Source organism: Pseudomonas veronii, assembly GCF_001439695.1.
GTDB classification, from domain to species: domain Bacteria; phylum Pseudomonadota; class Gammaproteobacteria; order Pseudomonadales; family Pseudomonadaceae; genus Aquipseudomonas; species Aquipseudomonas veronii.
This window is the reverse complement of the sequence record NZ_JYLL01000040.1, coordinates 22,880-42,230: the sequence shown is the minus strand read 5'-3', so window position 1 is coordinate 42,230 and position 19,351 is coordinate 22,880. Positions and strand designations below refer to the sequence as shown.

Below are 19,351 nucleotides of genomic sequence, written 5' to 3'. Positions count from 1 at the left end.
TTCCACAAAAAAAGCCCCGAATGATCGGGGCTTTTTTGATTGCCGGGGCAATGAGGAGCCGGTATCAGCCTTTGTAGGCAGCGACCGACTTCATGATCTCGGCGCGGGCGGCGTCTGCGTTGCCCCAACCGTCGATCTTCACCCATTTGCCTTTTTCGAGGTCTTTGTAGTTCTCGAAGAAGTGCTTGATCTGTTCCAGCAGCAGTGGCGGCAGATCGGTGTATTCCTTCACGTCCACGTACAGCTGGGACAGCTTGTCGTGGGGTACTGCGATGACTTTGGCATCGCCGCCGCCGTCGTCGGTCATGTTCAGGATGCCGACTGGACGCGCGCGGATAACCGAGCCCGGGGTAACCGGGTAAGGGGTTACGACCAGCACGTCGAGGGGGTCGCCGTCGTCAGCCAGGGTGTTGGGGATGAAACCGTAGTTGGCCGGGTAGAACATCGGGGTGGCCATGAACCGGTCAACGAACAGGCAGTCGCTGTCTTTGTCGATTTCGTATTTGATCGGCGCGTGGTTGGCCGGAATCTCGATGGCGACGTAGATGTCGTTCGGCAGGTCTTTGCCAGCCGGAATCTTGCTGTAGCTCATTGGGCGTTGCCCCCGTAGTTGGCCATGTACATGGCCGGATTGGCCTAAAAGTGGCGGCGATTATAGGCATATTCTGACGCCGATGCCATGCACCAGACGTCGTACAGTCATTCGCCTTGTGGCTGATAACGCGGGTCGTGCGCTTGCAGCTGCGCGAGGCGGGCCAGAGGGTCCTGGCGGTAAAAATGACTGAGTTGGGCGTACACCTGTGGATAACTTTCCACCAATAAATCTGGCGCGCTGAAAAAATATTCGCTGGTGACCGCGAAAAATTCCGCCGGGTTTTCGGCGGCGTAGGGGTCGATGGCGGTTTCGGCGTCGGGGTTGGCGTCCAGTTGACGGTTAAGCTCATCGTAGGCGCCTTGCATCACGCGGGCCCAGTCTTGCACGCGCATGTCGTGGTGCAGGGGCGGCAGGCCGTTGGCGTCGCCGTTGAGCATGTCGAGCTTGTGCGCCAGTTCGTGGATCACCAGGTTGTAGCCTTCCCAGTTGCCGCTGGCCAGCACGCCGGGCCAGGCGAGGATCACCGGGCCTTGTTGCCAGGCTTCGCCGCTGTGCTCGCCGTCCCACTCGTGCTCGACGCCACTGGCATCGCGATGACGTTGCGGGCTGAGGAAGTCGTCGGGGTACAGCACGATCTCGTGGAAGCCCTGATACCAGTCGAGGTCGCCGAGGTTCATCAGTGGCAGTTGCGCCTGGGCGGCGAGCAGCAGGCGTTGTTCCTGGTGCAGCTCGACGCCGGGCAGGGCGGTGAGGTGTTTTTCGGCGAGAAACACCACGCAGGCTTCGCGCAGCCACTGGTCTTGCTCGGCGCTGATGCCGTCGAGGAAGGTCAGGTGCTCGCGCACCCGCTGCCAGGTGTCATCGGCAATCGGGTGCTTGGCCAACAGGCGCCGGCGACGCCAGGCGCTGAGGGACCACATCGCAGGTTACTGCGGCTTGGCTTCGGAAGACGCGCGACCAAAGCGGCTGCGGAACACGCTGATGATCATCGGCACCAGCGACAGCAGGATGATGAACACCACCAGCAGCGAGAGGTTTTTCTTGATGAACGGCACGTTGCCGAAGAAGTAGCCCAGGGTTACCAGGCCGCCGACCCAGAAGACGGTGCCCAGCACGCTGAAGCCGAAGAAGCGCGGGTAGGGCATTTTCGCGATACCGGCGACGAACGGCGCAAAGGTGCGCAGGATCGGCAGGAAACGCGCCAGGGTCACGGTTTTGCCGCCGTGCTTGTCGTAGAAGTCGTGGGTTTTTTGCAGGTAGTCGCGGCGGAAGATTTTCGAGTTCGGGTTGCTGAACAGGCGTTCGCCGGCTGTTCGCCCGATCACGTAGTTGGTGCTGTCGCCGAGGATCGCCGCCAACATCAATAGACCGGCGAGCAAGACCGGGTCCATGCCGCCACCCGCCGCCACCGCGCCGGCAATGAACAGTAATGAATCACCCGGCAGGAACGGCATGACCACCAGGCCGGTTTCGCAAAAGATTACAAGGAACAGAATGGCGTAGATCCACAGACCGTAATTTTTTACCAGCAGGTCGAGGTAGACGTCGAGATGCAGGATAAGGTCAAGCGGGTTGAAATCCATGGATGGCACCTGTGTGAATGGCCCGACTCAGCAGGCCTGTGCGGAGGCTCGGGTAATAAGGCTACAAGTATTTGTCGCGCTTCTTACAACCCTGAAAGGTCGGCATTATACGGATTGAGAAGTGAAAAGAGTGTGTGGGTTTTGTAGCGGGGGATGTCATGGCACTCTGCTCCCAGAGCACCACCGAACCAAATGTGGGAGGGGGCTTGCCCCCGATGGGCGCGTGTCAGTTATAAATAGTCTGACGGGTCCACGGCTATCGGGAGCAAGCTCCTCCCACAGGAATTTTGGGGGGCTTGGGGGATGGGGTCAGTCTTCGCTGATCGGCAACACGTAGTTCTTGAACTCGCTGTCTTCGCGAAAACCCATCGACTCATACGTCTTCTGCGCCACGTTATTGTTGCTGCTGGTCGACACCCGCAGCCGCACCGCATGGGTTTCCTTGGCCATCTTCTTCGCCGCGCGCATCAGGTTGTCGGCTACCAATTGCCGGCGCGCGTCTTCGGCGACATAGATGTCGTTGAGGATCCACACCCGTTTGAGCGACAACGAAGAAAAGCTCGGGTACAGCTGACAGAACCCGAGCAAGCGTTTGTCGTCGTCATCGGCCAGGGCCAGGTAGATCACCGATTCCTTGCGGCGCAGGCGTTTTTCCAGGAAGGCCCGCGAAGAGTCCGGGAACGGCAGCGCCCCGTAGAACTCGCGGTATTTGACGAATAACGGGGTCAACAGGTCCAGGTGTTCCAGGGTCGCTTGAGTGATCCGCATGCCAGGCCTCAACTTCCAGATGGTATATGACCACGCGAGCGGCCGTGACTCGATGCTGCCTAAAGACGCGAAAAAGCGCAATCGTGCGGGGATCAGTCGGTGGGCGGGCTGAGCAGGAAATTGCCTTTCACCAAGTCCGGGTCATCTGACTCGATGGTCTGAACCTGCGCCTCATCCTTGAGGTTGACCCCCGACAACTGCCGACGGCAGGCCTCCCGCATCAAGTACAACAGGCGATGGGCCGCCATGCCATAACTCAAACCCTCCAGGCGCACGTTGGAGATGCAGTTGCGGTACGCGTCGGTGAGGCCAACCTTGGGGTTGTAGGTGAAATACAGGCCCAGGCTGTCCGGCGAACTGAGCCCCGGTCGTTCACCGATGAGGATCACCACCATCTTGGCGCCGAGTAACTGGCCAATCTCATCGGCCACCGCGACGCGGCCCTGTTCCACCAGGATCACCGGTGACAAGGACCAGCCTTCGGCGTGGGTCTGTTCCTCCATGCGCGTGAGAAACGGCAACGTGTGTTTATGCACCGCCAACGCCGACAAACCATCGGCCACCACCACGGCCAGGTCGATACCGCCGGGGTTGGCCGCCGCATGGTCGCGCAGCGCCTGGGCTGACTCATCGCTCAGACGCCGCCCCAGGTCCGGGCGTTGCAGGTAGCTGTGGCGGTCGACGGCGGCGCTGTGCAGCAACAGGCTGTCACGCCCGCGTTCGGCGAGCTGAGTGCTGAGGCCGACGTGGTCGAAGGGCAGGTGGACCGCGTCCCGCGCCTGGGCGTGGGCGAATTGGAAGTCCAACTGTGCGCTGGTGGGGATGCTGGTGCCAGTACGGCCCAGGGCGATGCGCGCCGGGGTCAGGCGACGCAGTTCCAGCCACGGGTTTTCGGGTAAGTCTGGTTGCACGGGCGGCTCCTTCATCCCAATTGCGCCAAGGCGTGGCGAAACGCCGGTGGCAGGCTGTTGCCGAAGCGCACTTTGCCGTCGGCTTGCGTGAAAATGCCCATGTTCGCCAGCCACTGTTCAAACTCCGGCGCCGGCTTTAAACCCAATGTCTGGCGGGCGTACAGGGCGTCGTGGAACGAGGTGGTCTGGTAGTTGAGCATGATGTCGTCGGAACCGGGAATGCCCATGATGAAGTTGATCCCGGCCACGCCCAGCAGGGTCAGCAGGGTGTCCATGTCGTCCTGGTCGGCTTCGGCGTGGTTGGTGTAGCAGATGTCGCAACCCATCGGCACCCCCAGCAGCTTGCCGCAGAAGTGGTCTTCGAGGCCGGCGCGGATGATCTGTTTGCCGTTGTACAGGTACTCGGGGCCGATAAAACCGACCACGGTGTTCACCAGGAACGGCTTGAAGTGCCGGGCCACGGCGTAGGCGCGGGTTTCACAGGTTTGCTGGTCGACGCCGAAGTGCGCGTTGGCCGACAAGGCGCTGCCCTGGCCGGTTTCGAAATACATCAGGTTCTGCCCGAGGGTGCCACGGTTCAGGCTCAGGCCTGCTTCGTAGCCCTCCTGCAGCACGCTCAGGCTGATGCCGAAACTGGCGTTGGCCGCCTCGGTGCCGGCGATCGACTGGAACACCAGGTCCAGCGGCACGCCACGGTTGATGGCTTCGATGGAGGTGGTGACGTGGGTCAGCACGCAGGCCTGGGTGGGGATTTCGTAACGCTGGATGATCGCGTCGAGCATCTCCAGCATGGCGCAGATCGAGGCGATGCTGTCGGTGGCCGGGTTGATGCCGATCATGGCGTCGCCGTTGCCGTACAGCAGTCCGTCGAGAATGCTCGCCGCGATGCCCGCCGGTTCGTCGGTGGGGTGGTTGGGTTGCAGGCGGGTCGACAAGCGGCCGCGCAGGCCCATGGTGCCGCGAAACCGGGTGACCACGCGGATCTTCTGCGCGACCAGTACCAGGTCTTGCACGCGCATGATCTTCGACACGGCGGCGGCCATTTCTGGTGTCAGCCCTGGCGCCAAGGCGCGTAGGGATTGTTCATCGGCTGCGTCACTGAGCAGCCAGTCGCGCAGGCCGCCGACGGTCAGGTGGCTGACGGCGGTAAACGCCTGTTTATCGTGGGTGTCGATGATCAGCCGGGTGACTTCGTCGCTTTCATAGGGAATCAGCGCCTCTTGCAGGAAGTGCTTCAGCGGGATATTCGCCAAGGCCATTTGCGCCGCCACCCGCTCGCCATCGTTCTGTGCGGCGACGCCAGCGAGGAAGTCGCCTGAACGGGCGGGGCTGGCCTTGGCCATCACGTCCTTGAGGCTGTCGAAGCGGTAGGTCGATGCACCCACCGCGTGGGAAAAACTTGCCATACAGTGTCTCCTTGATGACGCGGGCAAATATGGGTAAGGCGCCCGCGTCGAGGTTTACGGCAGTCAGTGCAAGGCGGCCTCTGCGGCCTGGATCGCCGCGAACTCTTCTTCCGGCGTGCCTGCTACCAAGTGATGCCGGCTGTAGAAAGCAAAGTAAGCAATTAATACTCCATAGATGATTGCAGCGCCAATCACCACTCGCGGGTCGACCAGAAAGCCCGCCACCACGGCCACGCAGGCCAATACCAGGGCCACGCCGGAGGTAAAGATGCCGCCTGGCGTGCGGTACGGACGATCCATTTTGGGGCGACGGATGCGCAGGGTGATGTGCGCGGCCATCATCAGCACGTAGGAAATGGTCGCGCCAAACACCGCCACCAGAATCAGCAGGTCGCCCTGGCCGGTCAGCGACAGGCCGAAACCGATAATGCCGGGGATCACCAGCGCCAGGACCGGCGCCTTGCTTTTGTTGGTCTGGGACAGTTTGCGCGGCAGGTAGCCGGCGCGGGACAACGCGAAGATCTGCCGCGAATAGGCGTAAATAATCGAGAAAAAGCTGGCGATCAAGCCCGCCAGGCCGACCAGGTTGACGAAGCTGCCCATCCAGGTCGAGCCGCCATACGACAGCGCCAACGCTTCAACCAGCGGGTTGCCGGACTTGATCAGCGCGTAGGTGCCAGCGCCGCCCGGTGCAATCACCAGGATCAGCAGGGCAAAACTGGTCAGCACCACAATGGCGCCGATCAGGCCGCGGGGCAGGTCGCGCTTCGGGTTCTTGGTTTCTTCGGCCGCCAGCGGCACGCCTTCGACTGCCAGGAAGAACCAGATCGCATACGGAATCGCCGCCCACACGCCGACGTAGCCGAATGGCAGGAAGGTGCTGGCGCCCTTGGCGTCGGTCACCGGGATGTCGAGCAGGTTGGCGACGTTGAAGTGCGGCACCATCGAGACCAGGAACACGCCCAGTGCAATGGCGGCGACGGCGGTGATGACAAACATCAGCTTCAAGGCTTCACCCACGCCAAAGATATGGATGCCGATGAAGATGATGTAGAACGCCAGGTAAATCATCCAGCCGCCGATGCCGAACAACGACTCGCAATAGGCGCCGATGAACACCGCGATGGCGGCGGGGGCGATGGCGTATTCGATCAGGATCGCGGTGCCCGTCAGGAACCCGCCCCAAGGGCCAAAGGCGCTGCGGGCAAAACCGTAGCCACCGCCGGCAGTAGGAATCATGGAAGACAGTTCGGCCAGGGAAAAGCACATGCACAGGTACATGGTGGCCATCAGTAATGTGGCGAGGAACATGCCGCCCCAGCCACCCTGGGCCAGGCCGAAGTTCCAGCCGGCGTAGTCGCCGGAGATCACGTAGGCAACGCCAAGGCCGACCAGCAGCACCCAGCCGGCGGCGCCTTTTTTCAGTTCGCGTTGTTGGAAGTATTGGGAATCGACTTTTTCGAAGTCGACGGAGGATCCAGTGGGTTCGCTAGGCATGGGAAAGTACCTTTCATTCTTATTGTTTTGGTCCCGACAAGTTGTCGCCGGGTAATGTAGGAGCGAGTTTGCTCGCGAAAAACTTCAGAGCACCGCGCAGAGCCAGGCTATCCGCGTAATCGTTGAGGTTCTTCGCGAGCAAGCTCGCTCCTACGGGGGCGGTTATCGCCCCGGCGGTGTTGGGTTAGAAGAAGCCCAATGGATTGATGTCGTAGCTCACCAGCAGGTTCTTGGTCTGCTGGTAGTGATCCAACATCATCTTGTGGGTTTCACGACCGACGCCGGACTTCTTGTAACCGCCAAACGCGGCATGCGCCGGGTACAGGTGGTAGCAGTTGGTCCACACGCGGCCCGCCTTGATCGCCCGGCCCATGCGGTAGGCGCGGTTGATGTCGCGGGTCCACAGGCCGGCGCCGAGGCCGAACTCGGTGTCGTTGGCGATCGCCAGGGCTTCGGCTTCATCCTTGAAGGTGGTGATGCTCACCACCGGGCCGAAGATTTCTTCCTGGAACACCCGCATCTTGTTGGTGCCCTTGAGCAGGGTCGGCTGGATGTAATAGCCGGTGGCCAGATCACCTGTCAGCTTCTCGACCTTGCCGCCGGCCAGCAACTCGGCGCCTTCGCCCTTGGCGATTTCCAGGTACGACAGGATCTTGTCGAACTGCTGCTCGGACGCCTGGGCGCCGACCATGGTGTCGGTGTCCAGCGGGTCGCCACGCTTGATCGACGCGACCTTCTTCATCACCACTTTCATGAAGTCGTCGTAGATCGACTCTTCCACCAGCGCGCGGGATGGGCAGGTACACACTTCGCCCTGGTTGAAGAACGCCAGCACCAAGCCTTCGGCGGCTTTCTCGATGAATTGCGGTTCGGCTTTCATGATGTCGGCGAAGAAGATGTTCGGCGACTTGCCACCCAGTTCAACGGTGGACGGAATAATGTTCTCGGCCGCGCAATGCATGATGTGCGCGCCCACCGGGGTAGAGCCGGTGAAGGCGATCTTGGCGATGCGCTTGCTGGTGGCCAGGGCTTCGCCGGCTTCTTTGCCGAAACCGTGGACCACGTTCAGCACGCCCGGCGGCAGCAGGTCGCCGATGACTTCCATCAGCACGTTGATGCCCAGCGGGGTTTGCTCGGCCGGCTTGAGCACCACGCAGTTGCCGGCGGCCAGGGCCGGGGCGAGTTTCCAGGCGGCCATCAGCAGCGGGAAGTTCCACGGGATGATCTGGCCGACCACGCCCAGGGGCTCATGGAAGTGATAGGCGGCGGTGTGTTCGTTGATTTCGGCGCTGCTGCCTTCCTGGGCGCGGATGCAACCGGCGAAGTAGCGGAAGTGGTCGGCGGCCAGCGGGATGTCGGCGTTGAGGGTTTCACGCACGGCCTTGCCGTTGTCCCAGGTTTCGGTGATGGCCAGCAGTTCGAGGTTCTGTTCGATACGGTCGGCGATCTTCAGCAGCACCAGCGAGCGGTCCTGGGCAGAGGTTTTGCCCCAGGCGTCGGCGGCGGCATGCGCGGCGTCCAGCGCCTTGTCGATGTCTTTGGCGGTGGAACGTGGGAATTCGGCGATGGGCTTGCCGTTGACCGGGGAAGTGTTGGTGAAGTAGTTGCCATCGATCGGCGCCACGAATTCGCCGCCGATGTAGTTGCCGTACTTGGCCTTGAACGAAACGATGGCGCCTTCAGTACCGGGGTGTGCGTAACGCATGGTGGGTATCTCCTGGCTTTTTATGTTTATTGGAGTGCAGCGCGGCAAGCGCTTGATAAAGCGTAGAGCAAAGGTCGGGCCACTGCCTTGCAAGCCAGTTAAATCAGGGGGTTGGCGAGAGCCAAAAAGTGCGGCTGTGCCAGCCTTGGTACAGTCTGTGTGACAGTTTGTGCCATGCACGGTACAACCTGTGACCGGTGGGTCGGCGCGGGATTGCAATGGCCGGGTGGCTGGGGGATGCTGGACGTTCTCACGCAGGGAGAATAATAAGAACATGCATCACGATCATTTCAGTCGCCATGCCCAGCAAGTCTTGACCGTGACCCGTGGGCAAGACCTTTCCCAGGGCCCCGGCAGCGACCCGTCCATCGCCCGCTCCTGGCTGCGTTGCCTGGAGGATTATCACCTCGACCCTGCGCTGAGCATCGCCCCCACCGTGCTCGAACATGGCCGTCTGCTGGAAAGCCGCGAGCGCCTGCAGCAGGTGCTGCACATCGCTGGCGGCGAGATGAACAGCCTGCATCAGCAACTTTCGGGCGCCGGTCACGCCGTGCTGCTCACCGACGCGCGCGGGGTGATCCTCAACTGCGTCACCGCGCCGTCCGAGCGCAAGATTTTCGAGCGCGCCGGGTTGTGGCTCGGCGCCGACTGGAGCGAGGCCTGCGAAGGCACCAATGGCATCGGCACCTGCCTGGTGGAGCGCCAGTCGTTGACCATTCACCGCGATGAGCATTTTCGCGGGCGCCACACCGGGCTGACCTGTTCGGCGAGCCCGGTGTTCGATCCCCATGGTGAGTTGCTGGCGGTGCTGGACGTGTCGTCGGCGCGGGAAGCGGTGTCGCGTCAGAGCCAGTTCCACACCATGGCGCTGGTCAACCTGTCGGCGAAGATGATCGAGAGTTGTTACTTCCTGCGTCACTTTGAACACCACTGGCTGCTGCGTTTTCACTTGCAGGCGGAGTCCGTGGGCTTGTTCAGTGAAGGGCTGCTGGCGTTCGACGGTGAAGGGCGCATTTGCGCAGTCAACCAAAGTGCCCTGAACCTGTTGGGGCAGATGCGTGGTGGCTTGCTGGGGCAGCCTGTGGAAGCGCTTTTCGAATGCACCCTGGATCAACTGCTGGGCCGCGCCAGCGCCAATGCCACAGCGAGTTGGCCGCTGCGGACGCGGGACGGTCGACATCTGTTTGCCGCGTTGCGCGGCCAGCCGCGCAGTGTGCCGGTGCCCGTACCGCCGCAGCCGGTGGTTGCCGCCAAGCCCGAGCGTCTGCTCGGTATCTGCCTGGGCGATTCCGCGTTGCAAAGCGATTTTCGCAAGGCGTTGCGCGTGTTCGAACGTGATGTGCCGCTGCTGGTCAACGGTGAAACCGGTTCCGGCAAAGAGGCCTTCGCCAAGGCCGTACACCAGGCCAGCCAGCGTGCGGACAAGGCTTTTGTTGCGCTCAACTGCGCCGCCATCCCGGAAAGCCTGATCGAAAGCGAACTGTTCGGCTATCGCGGCGGCAGTTTCACCGGTGCCCGCAAGGAAGGCATGCGCGGCAAGCTGCAACAGGCAGATGGGGGCACGTTGTTCCTGGATGAAATCGGCGACATGCCCCTGGCTTTGCAAACCCGGCTCTTGAGGGTGCTGGAGGATCGCCTGGTAGTGCCCATCGGCGGCGAGCCCCAGGCGGTAAACGTGAGAGTCATCAGCGCCACCCACCGTGATTTGTTGCAGCGTGTGCAGGCCGGCAGCTTTCGTGAAGATTTGTACTACCGACTCAATGGCCTCGAAATCGGCTTGCCGCCGTTGCGCGAGCGCAGTGATAAGCCGCAATTGCTGGATTTTCTGCTGGCCCAGGAAGCCGGGGAGCAGACGATAACGCTCGATGCCGGCGCGCGTCAGGCATTGCTGGCGTTCGCCTGGCCGGGCAATGTGCGGCAGTTGCGCACGGTGTTGCGTACCCTGGTTGCACTGTGTGACGGCGCGTTGATCGGTGTCGATGATTTGCCGCCGATGATCCGCCCGGCGTCCTTGACTACGCCTGCTGCGGATGTCCCCCCGCTGTCGCTGCTTGAGGATGCCGAGCGCCTGGCATTGTTGAAGGTCCTGACGCAGCAGCGCTGGCATATGACCCTTGTGGCTGAACGGTTGGGGGTGAGCCGCAACACGTTATATCGAAAGTTACGCAAACATGGCATTGAACTGCGTTCGGCGTTGTAATTCGTAAGTTGTTGTCGAATGTGTGGGGGCGGTTTTTAATTGTTGGTTGTAGGGGGATTTACTGTTTTTGCTTTTGTGGGTTAATTGTTGAAAAAGTATGTCCTGGCTGGCGCGGAAGTAAATGCATGTAATGTTGTTTCGGTGGAACTGAGATAGATATTTTTGTCACCCAGTGAATGCAAGTTTTTATTGACTGACTAAGGTGATGATTATGAATGTTACAGGTGTTCCAACTTATACTACAGTACCGTCCAGTGACGTTTCAGCTGATGTTACTCAAGCTGCCAATAATACTGGATCGACCGGTAACCCGCGCAACGCCGCTTCGGCTACTTGGCAAAATGATCGCTCCGAGCTTACTTATGATGCTGAACGTTTGAACTCGGACACGCAGGTTCGTAGCAAAAGGGGAATTGATTTCGGACGTTTTTTCCGCAGGCCGACGCATAGCACTTCCCGCGTGCCGTCTGGGACGCCCGGTCAATATACTCAGGTTAATAAGGGACCGTTTTTCTCAAACCCACCTTCCACTCATGCATCTAATAAGCCCTTTCGAGATCTGATTAATAACAACCGGTTCGGGGGCTCTACCCTTCCTTCCAGGTCTCACCCCGTTCCCAAGACGTTTGGCGAGGTGGCGCAAAACCTCGTCACTGCCGATCGCCTGGTCAAGGCTGGCGTGTTCAAGACCGGGCCAGATCTGAAAACCGTGACACGGGACGCTTTCGTGAATGCCGCAGTCAACGGCTTGGTCAGTACGCCATTGAGTATTGGTACTTACGCAGGCTCCGTATGGAGTGGCGAGCAGATCAAGGGGGCGTTCAGCGCCAATACCCCCTTACTTCCTCCCGCGCACCAGCCCGCGCCGAGTCAACAGAACGGTGTGGCGGGATCGGCGCCGAGTCCTTCATCGCCGCAAGACCTGGCGTTGCACTTGGACAATGCAGAATTAAAACTGCTCTTGGTCAGTAATACGATCCAGGCCTATACCGAAGGGAGCGAGGGTCAAGCCTTGGATAAAAGCCCCGATTGGCCAACCGAGACAACTGCCCGACTTGATATGTTGGAAAAGCAATACGACACCGTCGAGTCGAACTTGGAATTAATCTCTAAGGAAAATGATTTTATATTCAGGCCTTTTAAAAGTGATACCGCCGCCACCGAGAAAGACCCTGTGCGCCGCCTTGAAACATTGGATCGACGCAATCAGGCTGTTTTAAACCAGATCTCCCGTATCAATACGGTGTTGGAGCCGAAGGGGCCGCCATCCTCGATGCAGTTTGTCTGATGCGGGTTATTAATTGACACCCCATAATGACCCCTCGTATACGCTGAGTCCGGTGCAGTCACGGCGGGTGACGGCACCGGGCTCAACGACCGCACTGCCGGCCGAATTCAGACGATTGAGCTGGCGTGTACCGCTAAAAGAGTGCGATTTCCCCCTCCCTGCGCTAACCTGCCTCGATGTTTTACGAGGTCGACCATGCACATTCATATTCTCGGTATTTGCGGTACTTTCATGGGCTCGATGGCGGTTCTGGCCAAGGAGTTGGGCCACCATGTGACGGGTTCCGATGCCAACGTCTATCCGCCCATGAGTACGCAACTGCAAGCCCAGGGCATCGAGTTGACCCAGGGCTATGATCCATCCCAATTCGATCCGGTCCCCGACCTGGTGGTGATCGGCAACGCCATGTCTCGGGGCAACGCGGCGGTCGAGTACGTACTGAACAAAGGTTTGCCGTATGTGTCCGGCCCTCAATGGTTGGCCGACCATGTGCTGCAAGGGCGCTGGGTGCTGGCGGTCGCTGGTACGCACGGCAAGACCACCACCAGCAGCATGCTAGCCTGGGTGCTGGAGCACGCGGGCATGAGCCCGGGTTTCCTGATCGGCGGCGTACCGCAGAACTTCTCGGTGTCGGCGCGCCTGGGCGATACGCCGTTCTTCGTGATCGAAGCCGATGAATACGACAGCGCGTTCTTCGACAAACGCTCCAAGTTTGTCCACTACCGCCCGCGCACGGCGATCCTGAATAACCTGGAGTTCGATCACGCGGATATCTTCCCCGATCTGGCGGCCATCGAGCGGCAGTTCCACCATTTGGTACGCACCATCCCGAGTGAGGGCCTGGTGATCCACCCGACCACCGAGCCGGCCTTGCAGCGCGTCATCGACATGGGCTGCTGGACGCCGGTGCAAACCACCGGCGCGGGCGGGCAGTGGCAGGTCAGGTTGCTCAGTGAAGACGGTTCGACATTTGAAGTGCTGTTCGAAGGCGAGGCCCAGGGTGTGGTCGACTGGGACATGACCGGCCAGCACAACGTTGCCAACGCCCTGGTCACCTTGGCGGCGGCACGGCATGTTGGCGTGGTGCCTTCCATGGGCATCGCGGCCCTGAGTGCGTTCAAAAGTGTGAAACGACGCATGGAAAAGGTTGCCGATGTGAATGGGATTACCATCTACGACGACTTTGCCCACCACCCGACGGCGATTGCCACCACCCTTGATGGCCTGCGCAAGCGGGTCGGTGATGCGCCGATCATTGCGATTATCGAACCGCGCTCCAACTCCATGAAGCTCGGCGCGCACCGTGATGGCTTGCCGGAGAGCGTCAATGATGCGGACCAAGTGGTCTGGTACGCACCGGCCAACCTCGGCTGGGACCTGCCCGCCATTGCGGCGCTGTGTCACGTGCCGTCGACGGTCTGCGATTCGATCGAAGGCATCATTGAACACGTCAAGCAACAGGCCACGCCCGGCACCCACGTGGTGGTCATGAGCAACGGCGGCTTCGGCGGCCTGCACGGCAAATTGGCCGAGGCCCTGAAATGAGCGGGCCCGAGCGCGTGACGCTGGCGATGACCGGCGCATCCGGCGCGCCCTATGGCTTGCGCCTGCTCGACTGCCTGGTGCGCGAGGAGCGTGAAGTTCATTTCTTGATCTCCAAGGCCGCGCAACTGGTGATGGCCACCGAGACCGATGTCGCGCTGCCGCCCAAGGTGCAGATGATGCAGGCGTTCCTCACCGAGTACACCGGTGCGGCGGCGGGGCAGATCAAGGTTTACGGTAAAGAGGATTGGATGTCGCCGGTGGCCTCCGGCTCCGGCGCGCCGGCGGCGATGGTGGTGGTGCCGTGTTCCACCGGTACGTTGTCGGCGATTGCCACGGGCGCCTGCAACAATTTGATCGAACGGGCCGCCGATGTGACGTTGAAAGAGCGGCGCCAGCTGATTTTGGTGCCGCGTGAGGCGCCGTATTCGAGCATTCACCTGGAGCACATGCTCAAGTTGTCGAACATGGGAGTGACCATCTTGCCGGCGTCGCCCGGTTTCTATCACCAGCCGCAGACCATCGATGACCTGGTGGATTTTGTGGTGGCGCGGATTCTCAACCTGCTGAACATTCCCCAGGACATGCTCCCGCGTTGGGGTGAGCACCATTTGAGCAGCGATGAATAAGGCGCTGTTGGTGTTGCTGGCGTTGCAACTGGCGGGCTGCGCCACCGCGCGCACGCTGGATGCGGCGAAGCCTGGCGCGCCGGTGGTGTATGCCGGCACGCGGCTGGACCTGTATGCGATGAACGGCGGCTGTTGCGCGATGGACCGTTTTGGCGCCGAGGCGCCGAGCTATCCCGGCGTCGACCTGCCAGCCAGCGCGTTGCTCGATACCCTGCTGTTGCCGCTGTCGGTGTTGACGGTGTTGGGGGTAGGGTTCAACGCCACGGGTGGGCTGTGACTCCGCGCTCAGGCCCCATCTGAACCCACATGTTGAGCTGGCAGCTCGGTTGGCAGGGTTTATTTACCCAGCTTGCGCAACTCATCCGATTCGACCACGCGCACACCATCTTGCTCTTCCAGCGCCAGGCGCCACATGGCGCGTGCCAGTTCGCACACTTCGATGCCGTGGTACTTGCCTGGAATCAGCCGTGACAACGGCCCGGCCAATTGCTCGGCCAGGCGCGGTTCGAGGCGCTCCCCCAGCAACAGCGACGGCCGCACGATGGTCAGTTGCGGCCAACCCTGGGCTTTCAAGGCGTCTTCCATTTGCCCTTTGATCCGGTTGTAGAAGATCGAGGATTTCGGGTCGGCGCCAATCGCGCTGATGACAATCAGGTGCCGCGCGCCCATTTCCCGTGCGCGCTTGGCAAAGGCCACGACCAGGTCCAGGTCGATCGCGCGAAAGGCTTCCTCGGAGCCGGCTTGCTTGATCGTGGTGCCCAGGCAGCAGAAGGCGATATCGACCTGGCCACGCAGTTGCGGCAGGACCACCGCCGGGTCGCCCACTGGGTTTTCCAGGCGTGGATGTTCGGCCAACGGCTTGCGGCTGGGCGCCAGCACACGGGTCACGGTGGGTTCGTTGAGCAGGCGATCGAGCAGGTGTTCGCCGGTCAGGCCAGAGGCTCCTGCGAGCAAAATATGCTGAGGCGTCAGGTACATGGTGTTTCCCCCTTTGTTACACGTTACAGCTTAGTTGCCTTTAGCTTCCTTGCTATTCATTGAGACGCTTTCGAGCGCCTTTCGTGCTTGCTGCTTGCGTAATAGTTGCCAATGGGCGATCACGCCTTTGGGGGCCCAGATCTGCGGTTCGGAGGCTTCGAAGTTGTCCGCCTGTTCGCGTTCGGTCACGTGCAGTTGCGCCAGCTTGAAGGCTTGCTGCAAGTCGTCGGTCTGGTTGAAGGCTTGGGCGAAAAGGGCATCGCCGAAGTAGGTGAAGTCGGCTTCCTCGGAGCAGCCAAACGACACGCGGTCGGCGCGGGAAGCGGTCATGATCAAGGTGTGCTCGTCTTTCAGCGCGGGAATGAAACCGCCGGAGTAGCACGCGGAAATCACCACGACCTTGTCGCGGTTCTTCAACGGCGTGAGTACTGCGGCGAGCTCATCGGCCGGCAGGTCGGCCAGCTCCATGCGCGGCTGATCGAGCACCAGTTCGCTTTCGTGGGTGCCGTGGCTGGTCAGGTAGATAAACACCAGGTCCTCCGGCCCGCTGCGTTCGGCCAGGGTCTGCACCGCACGGCGCAGGCTTTCGCGGGTAGCCAGCGGGCGGTCGGCGATATGGTCGCGGTGGTTGACCAGGCGAATCTGCCCGCGCGCACCGAAGCGGCTGGCGAGCATGTTGCTGACGTAATCGGCTTCGCGCAGGAACACGCTCTGTTTGCCGTCGCCGGCGAGTACCAGGGTGTACAGTTCCACGGCGGGGGTCGAAGGAGGCACGGCGGCGAGGGCAGCATCGAGCAGGCGGCCTTGGGCCAGCACGCCGATTTCCAACGGGTCGGGCAACAGCTTGCCGTCGGCGTCGCGCACGCGCATGCCGTTGACCCAGGTGCCGGCTTGCACGGTGCCGTCGGCGAGCACCAGGGTGCCGCGGCCCTGGTAGTTGTCGCTGTCGAAACCGCCGATATAGAAGCTGCCGTCGGTGAGGTTCAGGCGGCCTTCGCCGCTGAAGCGCCAATCGCTGAACTGGCCAATGTAGTGGCTGCCATCGACGCCGATCAACTCGCCCTTGCCGCCGAGGGCGCCTTCCTTGAACTGGCCGATCCACACGTCGCCGTCGGCGTTTTCGTAGCGACCCTTGCCGTTCAATTGGTTCTGTTTGAACTGGCCGACGTAGATGTCGCCGTCAGCGCTGTTGAAGGTGCCGTTGCCTTCCAGCTGGCCATCGACGAAGTGGCCGCTGAACTGGTTGCCGCTGTCGTCGTTGCGCTGGCCTTCGCCGTTGGGCTTGCCGTGGGCGAACTGGCCCTGGTATTGGCTGCCGTCGGCCAGCTCCAGGCGCCCGAGGCCGGAATACTGGTCGTCCTTGAATTCGCCGCGATAGGTCATTTGCCCCTCTTTGAGGGTGCCTTCGCCGTTGCGCCGGCCTTGCTTGAAGCCACCGACATAGTGGCTGCCCGCAGTGGTCAGGCTGCCCTGGCCGTCAAACAGGCCTTGCTGGAACTGGCCTTTATAGACTTCGCCGTTGCTGCCATGCCATTCGCCCTGGCCGTGCCACTGGCCTTTGTCGAACTGGCCGGCGTACCAACTGCCGTTGGGGTAGTCCACGCGGCCCTGGCCTTGCAGCAAGCCATTGACCACATCACCCCGGTAACGGCCGCCGTCGGGCAGGCGCGCATCGGGCGGCAACAGCGATTCGCCGTCTCCGCAAGCGGTGAGCAACAGGACAAGGGCAAGGGGAGCGAGTGGGCGCATAGCGGGATCCGGATAATTGAGCGCCGAGTATGCCGCAGCGAAGGAGCCATACCTAGTGGTCTGTTGGGGAATGATGACCTGTAGGAGCCGGCTTGCCGGCGAAGGTGGTCAACGAAAACGCGAGCATTCAGGGGGAATGTGGCGTCTGGGGGCTTTTCGCTGGCAAGCCAGCTCCTACAGGGAACAAGGAGGCGGTTACACGAAGCAGAGCGACAACGACTCGGCAATGTAAGCGGGTTTCTCCTGGCCTTCGATTTCCAGGGTGGCGGTGGCCTTGAACAGCCATTGGCCGGGTTTTTTCTCGGTGACGTCGGTGAGGGTCACGTTCAGGCGGACCTTGGAATTGACCTTCACCGGCTGGATAAAGCGCACGCTGTCCAAGCCGTAGTTGACCGCCATTTTCAGGCCTTCGGGCATGATCAGGATGTCTTCCATCAACTTGGGCATCAGCGACAGCGACAGGAAACCGTGGGCGATGGTGCTGCCGAACGGGGTTTGCGCGGCCTTGACCGGGTCGACGTGGATGAACTGATGGTCGCCAGTGGCTTCTGCGAACAGGTTGATGCGGGCCTGGTCGATGGTGAGCCAGTCGGAACGTCCCAGTTCCTTGCCGACATAATCTTTGAGCTGCGCTACGGGTACATAGGGCATTGCGTCTCTCCTTGGTTCATCGGTTTTTATTGATGTGCGAGAACCATGTTAGATCATCATGGGCAACCAGCCCGGTCAACCCACCATGCTTATGGCGAATGCCGGAGCATAGCGCGGGCATGCTTATAATGCGGGTGGGTCTTGAGGGGGGAAGGACGGATGCTGTTACGCGGTCTGACATGGCTGGTGCTGTTTCAATTGATCGGCACGGCGATCAACCATTTGCTGCTGCCGGTGTTGCCGGGGCCGATCATTGGTCTGCTGCTGATGCTGGGTTACCTGGTGTGGCGCGGCGAAGTCGGCGAGCCGCTGAGCCTGGCGGCCAGCAGCCTGCTGCGTTACTTGCCCTTGCTGCTGGTGCCGCCGGCGGTCGGGGTGATGGTGTATGCCAAGGACATCGCCGCAGACTTCTGGGCCATCGTCGGCGCCTTGGTGTTGTCGCTGGTGATCGCCATGGGGTTCGTCGGCGTGCTGATGCAAAAACTGGTCAAGCGCCAGGCGCAGCAGGAGGAGCAATCATGACCTTCGACTGGCAAGGCGCATGGGCGGCGGTGATTCATCATCCGCTGTTCGGCATCGGCATCACCCTCGGCGCCTATCAACTGGTGCTCGCGGGCTTCGAGAAAACCCGCTGGATCTTCCTGCAGCCGGTGCTGGTGTCCATGCTGCTGGTGATCGGCGTGCTGCTCACCTGTGGCCTGAGTTACGCCGAGTACCGCAAGAGCACCGAGATCATGAGCATCCTGCTGGGCCCGGCGACTGTGGCCCTGGCGGTGCCGCTCTATCTGAACCTGCGCCGGATTCGTCAATTGTTCTGGCCGATTTTTACTACGCTGGTGATAGGTGGTGTGTTGGCCACCGGCCTGTGTGTGTTGCTGGGCTGGTGGTTCGGTGCCGAACACAGGATGTTGATGACCATGGCACCCAAGTCGGTGACCTCGCCGATTGCCATGCTGGTGGCCGAGCAGATCGGCGGCGTGGCCGCGTTGGCCGCGGTGTTCGTGCTGATCACCGGCGTGATCGGGGCAATGATCGGCCCGGCGTACTTGTCGCGCCTGGGCGTCCACAGCCCCGAGGCGCGCGGTATGGCGCTGGGCATGACCGCTCACGCCGTCGGCACGTCGGTGGCCCTGCAGGAAAGCGAAGAGTGCGGCGCCTTTGCGGCGCTGGCCATGAGTCTGATGGGCGTGGCGACGGCAGTGTTCCTGCCGCTGGCCGTGTCGGTGATTGTTTGAACCAGGGTTAAGGAAACCTTTATGAGTCTGGCGCTGTTCCCGCTCAACACCGTGCTGTTCCCTGGCTGCACCCTCGACCTGCAATTGTTCGAGGCGCGCTACCTGGACATGATCAGCCGCTGCATGAAAAAGGGCGAAAGTTTCGGCGTGGTGTGCATTTTCGACGGCAAAGAGGTGGGCGCGGCCCCGGATGGCTACGCGCTGATCGGCTGTGAAGCGCTGATTCGAGACTTCAAACAGCAGGATAACGGCCTGCTGGGCATTCGCGTCGAGGGCGGGCGGCGCTTCCGTGTCCGCGATGCCGAGGTGCAGAAGGACCAGTTGCTGGTGGCCGAGGTGCAATGGCTAGAAGAGCGGCCGGACCACGCGCTGGAAGAGGCGGACGCCGACCTGCAGGCCTTGCTCCAGGCCCTGGCCGAACACCCGATGGTGGCCTCGCTGGACATGGGCGCCGATGCCGACGGCCAGCAGGCCCTGGGCAATCAATTGGCGTATTTGCTGCCGTTCACCGAGGCCGACAAGATCGACCTGCTGCAACTCGACGATCCGCAACAACGGCTGGATGCGATCCAGAGGCTGCTGGATGAACTGCAAGGTGAGCTGTTCACCTGATC

At 61.3% G+C, this 19,351-nt stretch carries 19 protein-coding genes; 8 read left to right on the top strand and 11 right to left on the bottom strand.

Translation table 11 applies throughout. The features are described 5' to 3' along the window. Nucleotides 1-64: 64 nt before the first annotated feature. The 8 genes from ppa to exaC form a co-directional block, all read right to left on the bottom strand. Complete coding sequence (ppa, locus tag TU80_RS28650; protein WP_003176323.1) at nucleotides 65-592, bottom strand: inorganic diphosphatase; 528 nt, start codon at nucleotides 590-592, stop codon at nucleotides 65-67. A 107-nt stretch (nucleotides 593-699) separates the two neighbouring features. Next, nucleotides 700-1,515, bottom strand: a complete 816-nt coding sequence (locus TU80_RS28645) for a M90 family metallopeptidase (RefSeq protein WP_057005939.1) — start codon at nucleotides 1,513-1,515, stop codon at nucleotides 700-702. A 6-nt stretch (nucleotides 1,516-1,521) separates the two neighbouring features. After that, nucleotides 1,522-2,178 carry a DedA family protein gene (locus tag TU80_RS28640; protein ID WP_057005938.1) on the bottom strand — a complete coding sequence of 219 codons (657 nt, stop codon included), beginning with the start codon at nucleotides 2,176-2,178 and terminating at the stop codon, nucleotides 1,522-1,524. Between the two features lie 309 nt (nucleotides 2,179-2,487). After that, nucleotides 2,488-2,946 (bottom strand): GNAT family N-acetyltransferase, encoded by a 459-nt coding sequence (locus tag TU80_RS28635; RefSeq protein ID WP_017848365.1) that lies wholly within the window; start codon nucleotides 2,944-2,946, stop codon nucleotides 2,488-2,490. Nucleotides 2,947-3,038: 92 nt separating this feature from the next. Next, complete coding sequence (eutC, locus tag TU80_RS28630; protein ID WP_017848364.1) at nucleotides 3,039-3,872, bottom strand: ethanolamine ammonia-lyase subunit EutC; 834 nt, start codon at nucleotides 3,870-3,872, stop codon at nucleotides 3,039-3,041. Continuing rightward, on the bottom strand, nucleotides 3,869-5,263 hold the full coding sequence (locus TU80_RS28625) for an ethanolamine ammonia-lyase subunit EutB (protein WP_017848363.1): 1,395 nt from the start codon (nucleotides 5,261-5,263) through the stop codon (nucleotides 3,869-3,871). Before TU80_RS28625 ends, eutC begins: the two co-directional genes overlap by 4 nt. Before the next feature lie 63 nt (nucleotides 5,264-5,326). Next, nucleotides 5,327-6,760 carry an ethanolamine permease gene (gene eat / locus TU80_RS28620; RefSeq protein ID WP_017848362.1) on the bottom strand — a complete coding sequence of 478 codons (1,434 nt, stop codon included), beginning with the start codon at nucleotides 6,758-6,760 and terminating at the stop codon, nucleotides 5,327-5,329. 184 nt (nucleotides 6,761-6,944) lie between these two features. Further along, the gene (exaC, locus tag TU80_RS28615) at nucleotides 6,945-8,465 is read right to left on the bottom strand and encodes an acetaldehyde dehydrogenase ExaC (RefSeq protein ID WP_017848361.1); all 1,521 of its coding nucleotides are present in this window, start codon (nucleotides 8,463-8,465) and stop codon (nucleotides 6,945-6,947) included. Nucleotides 8,466-8,739: 274 nt separating this feature from the next. Between exaC and TU80_RS28610 the strand changes: the two genes are divergently transcribed. From TU80_RS28610 to TU80_RS28590, 5 genes are all read left to right on the top strand, one after another. Then, nucleotides 8,740-10,665 (top strand): sigma-54-dependent Fis family transcriptional regulator, encoded by a 1,926-nt coding sequence (locus TU80_RS28610; protein ID WP_057005937.1) that lies wholly within the window; start codon nucleotides 8,740-8,742, stop codon nucleotides 10,663-10,665. A gap of 211 nt (nucleotides 10,666-10,876) precedes the next feature. Then, nucleotides 10,877-11,953, top strand: a complete 1,077-nt coding sequence (locus TU80_RS32875; RefSeq protein ID WP_134939558.1) for a hypothetical protein — start codon at nucleotides 10,877-10,879, stop codon at nucleotides 11,951-11,953. A 195-nt stretch (nucleotides 11,954-12,148) separates the two neighbouring features. Further along, complete coding sequence (mpl, locus tag TU80_RS28600; protein WP_057005935.1) at nucleotides 12,149-13,498, top strand: UDP-N-acetylmuramate:L-alanyl-gamma-D-glutamyl-meso-diaminopimelate ligase; 1,350 nt, start codon at nucleotides 12,149-12,151, stop codon at nucleotides 13,496-13,498. Continuing rightward, a complete protein-coding gene (gene ubiX / locus TU80_RS28595) occupies nucleotides 13,495-14,124 on the top strand; it encodes a flavin prenyltransferase UbiX (RefSeq protein WP_010206807.1) in 630 nt (209 codons plus the stop codon). Before mpl ends, ubiX begins: the two co-directional genes overlap by 4 nt. Then, complete coding sequence (locus TU80_RS28590; protein ID WP_017848357.1) at nucleotides 14,117-14,401, top strand: YceK/YidQ family lipoprotein; 285 nt, start codon at nucleotides 14,117-14,119, stop codon at nucleotides 14,399-14,401. The genes ubiX and TU80_RS28590 overlap by 8 nt, the downstream gene beginning before the upstream one ends. A 59-nt stretch (nucleotides 14,402-14,460) precedes the next feature. Here the strand turns inward: TU80_RS28590 and TU80_RS28585 are convergent, their stop codons facing one another. The 3 genes from TU80_RS28585 to TU80_RS28575 all read right to left on the bottom strand — a co-directional run bounded on the left by TU80_RS28585 (nucleotide 14,461) and on the right by TU80_RS28575 (nucleotide 17,502). Next, nucleotides 14,461-15,102, bottom strand: coding sequence for an oxidoreductase (locus TU80_RS28585; protein WP_046381921.1), 642 nt, complete (start codon nucleotides 15,100-15,102; stop codon nucleotides 14,461-14,463). Between the two features lie 30 nt (nucleotides 15,103-15,132). Then, entirely contained in the window at nucleotides 15,133-16,851 is a 1,719-nt protein-coding gene (locus tag TU80_RS28580; protein ID WP_057005934.1) for a C13 family peptidase, read from the bottom strand. Between the two features lie 195 nt (nucleotides 16,852-17,046). Beyond that, nucleotides 17,047-17,502 carry a MaoC family dehydratase gene (locus TU80_RS28575; RefSeq protein WP_017848354.1) on the bottom strand — a complete coding sequence of 152 codons (456 nt, stop codon included), beginning with the start codon at nucleotides 17,500-17,502 and terminating at the stop codon, nucleotides 17,047-17,049. A gap of 159 nt (nucleotides 17,503-17,661) precedes the next feature. On the opposite strand from TU80_RS28575, the gene TU80_RS28570 reads away from it, so the two are divergent. Genes TU80_RS28570 through TU80_RS28560 form a run of 3 tightly spaced genes read left to right on the top strand, consistent with a single transcriptional unit; the run spans nucleotide 17,662 to nucleotide 19,349 of the window. Then, entirely contained in the window at nucleotides 17,662-18,024 is a 363-nt protein-coding gene (locus TU80_RS28570; protein WP_017848353.1) for a CidA/LrgA family protein, read from the top strand. Continuing rightward, entirely contained in the window at nucleotides 18,021-18,737 is a 717-nt protein-coding gene (locus TU80_RS28565) for an LrgB family protein (RefSeq protein WP_017848352.1), read from the top strand. The genes TU80_RS28570 and TU80_RS28565 overlap by 4 nt, the downstream gene beginning before the upstream one ends. Nucleotides 18,738-18,758: 21 nt before the next feature. Then, nucleotides 18,759-19,349 carry an LON peptidase substrate-binding domain-containing protein gene (locus TU80_RS28560; protein ID WP_017848351.1) on the top strand — a complete coding sequence of 197 codons (591 nt, stop codon included), beginning with the start codon at nucleotides 18,759-18,761 and terminating at the stop codon, nucleotides 19,347-19,349. Nucleotides 19,350-19,351: the final 2 nt, after the last annotated feature.

Excerpts from the sequence above, each read along its gene's own strand:
- mpl (WP_057005935.1), top strand. The coding sequence starts at position 12,149 with ATGCACATTCATATTCTCGGTATTTGCGGTACTTTCATGGGCTCGATG.
- TU80_RS28645 (WP_057005939.1), bottom strand. The coding sequence starts at position 1,515 with ATGTGGTCCCTCAGCGCCTGGCGTCGCCGGCGCCTGTTGGCCAAGCAC.
- TU80_RS28575 (WP_017848354.1), bottom strand. The coding sequence starts at position 17,502 with ATGCCCTATGTACCCGTAGCGCAGCTCAAAGATTATGTCGGCAAGGAA.
- TU80_RS28560 (WP_017848351.1), top strand. The coding sequence starts at position 18,759 with ATGAGTCTGGCGCTGTTCCCGCTCAACACCGTGCTGTTCCCTGGCTGC.
- exaC (WP_017848361.1), bottom strand. The coding sequence starts at position 8,465 with ATGCGTTACGCACACCCCGGTACTGAAGGCGCCATCGTTTCGTTCAAG.
- TU80_RS28610 (WP_057005937.1), top strand. The coding sequence starts at position 8,740 with ATGCATCACGATCATTTCAGTCGCCATGCCCAGCAAGTCTTGACCGTG.
- eat (WP_017848362.1), bottom strand. The coding sequence starts at position 6,760 with ATGCCTAGCGAACCCACTGGATCCTCCGTCGACTTCGAAAAAGTCGAT.
- TU80_RS28580 (WP_057005934.1), bottom strand. The coding sequence starts at position 16,851 with ATGCGCCCACTCGCTCCCCTTGCCCTTGTCCTGTTGCTCACCGCTTGC.
- eutC (WP_017848364.1), bottom strand. The coding sequence starts at position 3,872 with ATGAAGGAGCCGCCCGTGCAACCAGACTTACCCGAAAACCCGTGGCTG.
- TU80_RS32875 (WP_134939558.1), top strand. The coding sequence starts at position 10,877 with ATGAATGTTACAGGTGTTCCAACTTATACTACAGTACCGTCCAGTGAC.
- TU80_RS28635 (WP_017848365.1), bottom strand. The coding sequence starts at position 2,946 with ATGCGGATCACTCAAGCGACCCTGGAACACCTGGACCTGTTGACCCCG.
- TU80_RS28590 (WP_017848357.1), top strand. The coding sequence starts at position 14,117 with ATGAATAAGGCGCTGTTGGTGTTGCTGGCGTTGCAACTGGCGGGCTGC.
- ppa (WP_003176323.1), bottom strand. The coding sequence starts at position 592 with ATGAGCTACAGCAAGATTCCGGCTGGCAAAGACCTGCCGAACGACATC.
- TU80_RS28625 (WP_017848363.1), bottom strand. The coding sequence starts at position 5,263 with ATGGCAAGTTTTTCCCACGCGGTGGGTGCATCGACCTACCGCTTCGAC.
- TU80_RS28570 (WP_017848353.1), top strand. The coding sequence starts at position 17,662 with ATGCTGTTACGCGGTCTGACATGGCTGGTGCTGTTTCAATTGATCGGC.
- TU80_RS28640 (WP_057005938.1), bottom strand. The coding sequence starts at position 2,178 with ATGGATTTCAACCCGCTTGACCTTATCCTGCATCTCGACGTCTACCTC.
- TU80_RS28565 (WP_017848352.1), top strand. The coding sequence starts at position 18,021 with ATGACCTTCGACTGGCAAGGCGCATGGGCGGCGGTGATTCATCATCCG.
- ubiX (WP_010206807.1), top strand. The coding sequence starts at position 13,495 with ATGAGCGGGCCCGAGCGCGTGACGCTGGCGATGACCGGCGCATCCGGC.
- TU80_RS28585 (WP_046381921.1), bottom strand. The coding sequence starts at position 15,102 with ATGTACCTGACGCCTCAGCATATTTTGCTCGCAGGAGCCTCTGGCCTG.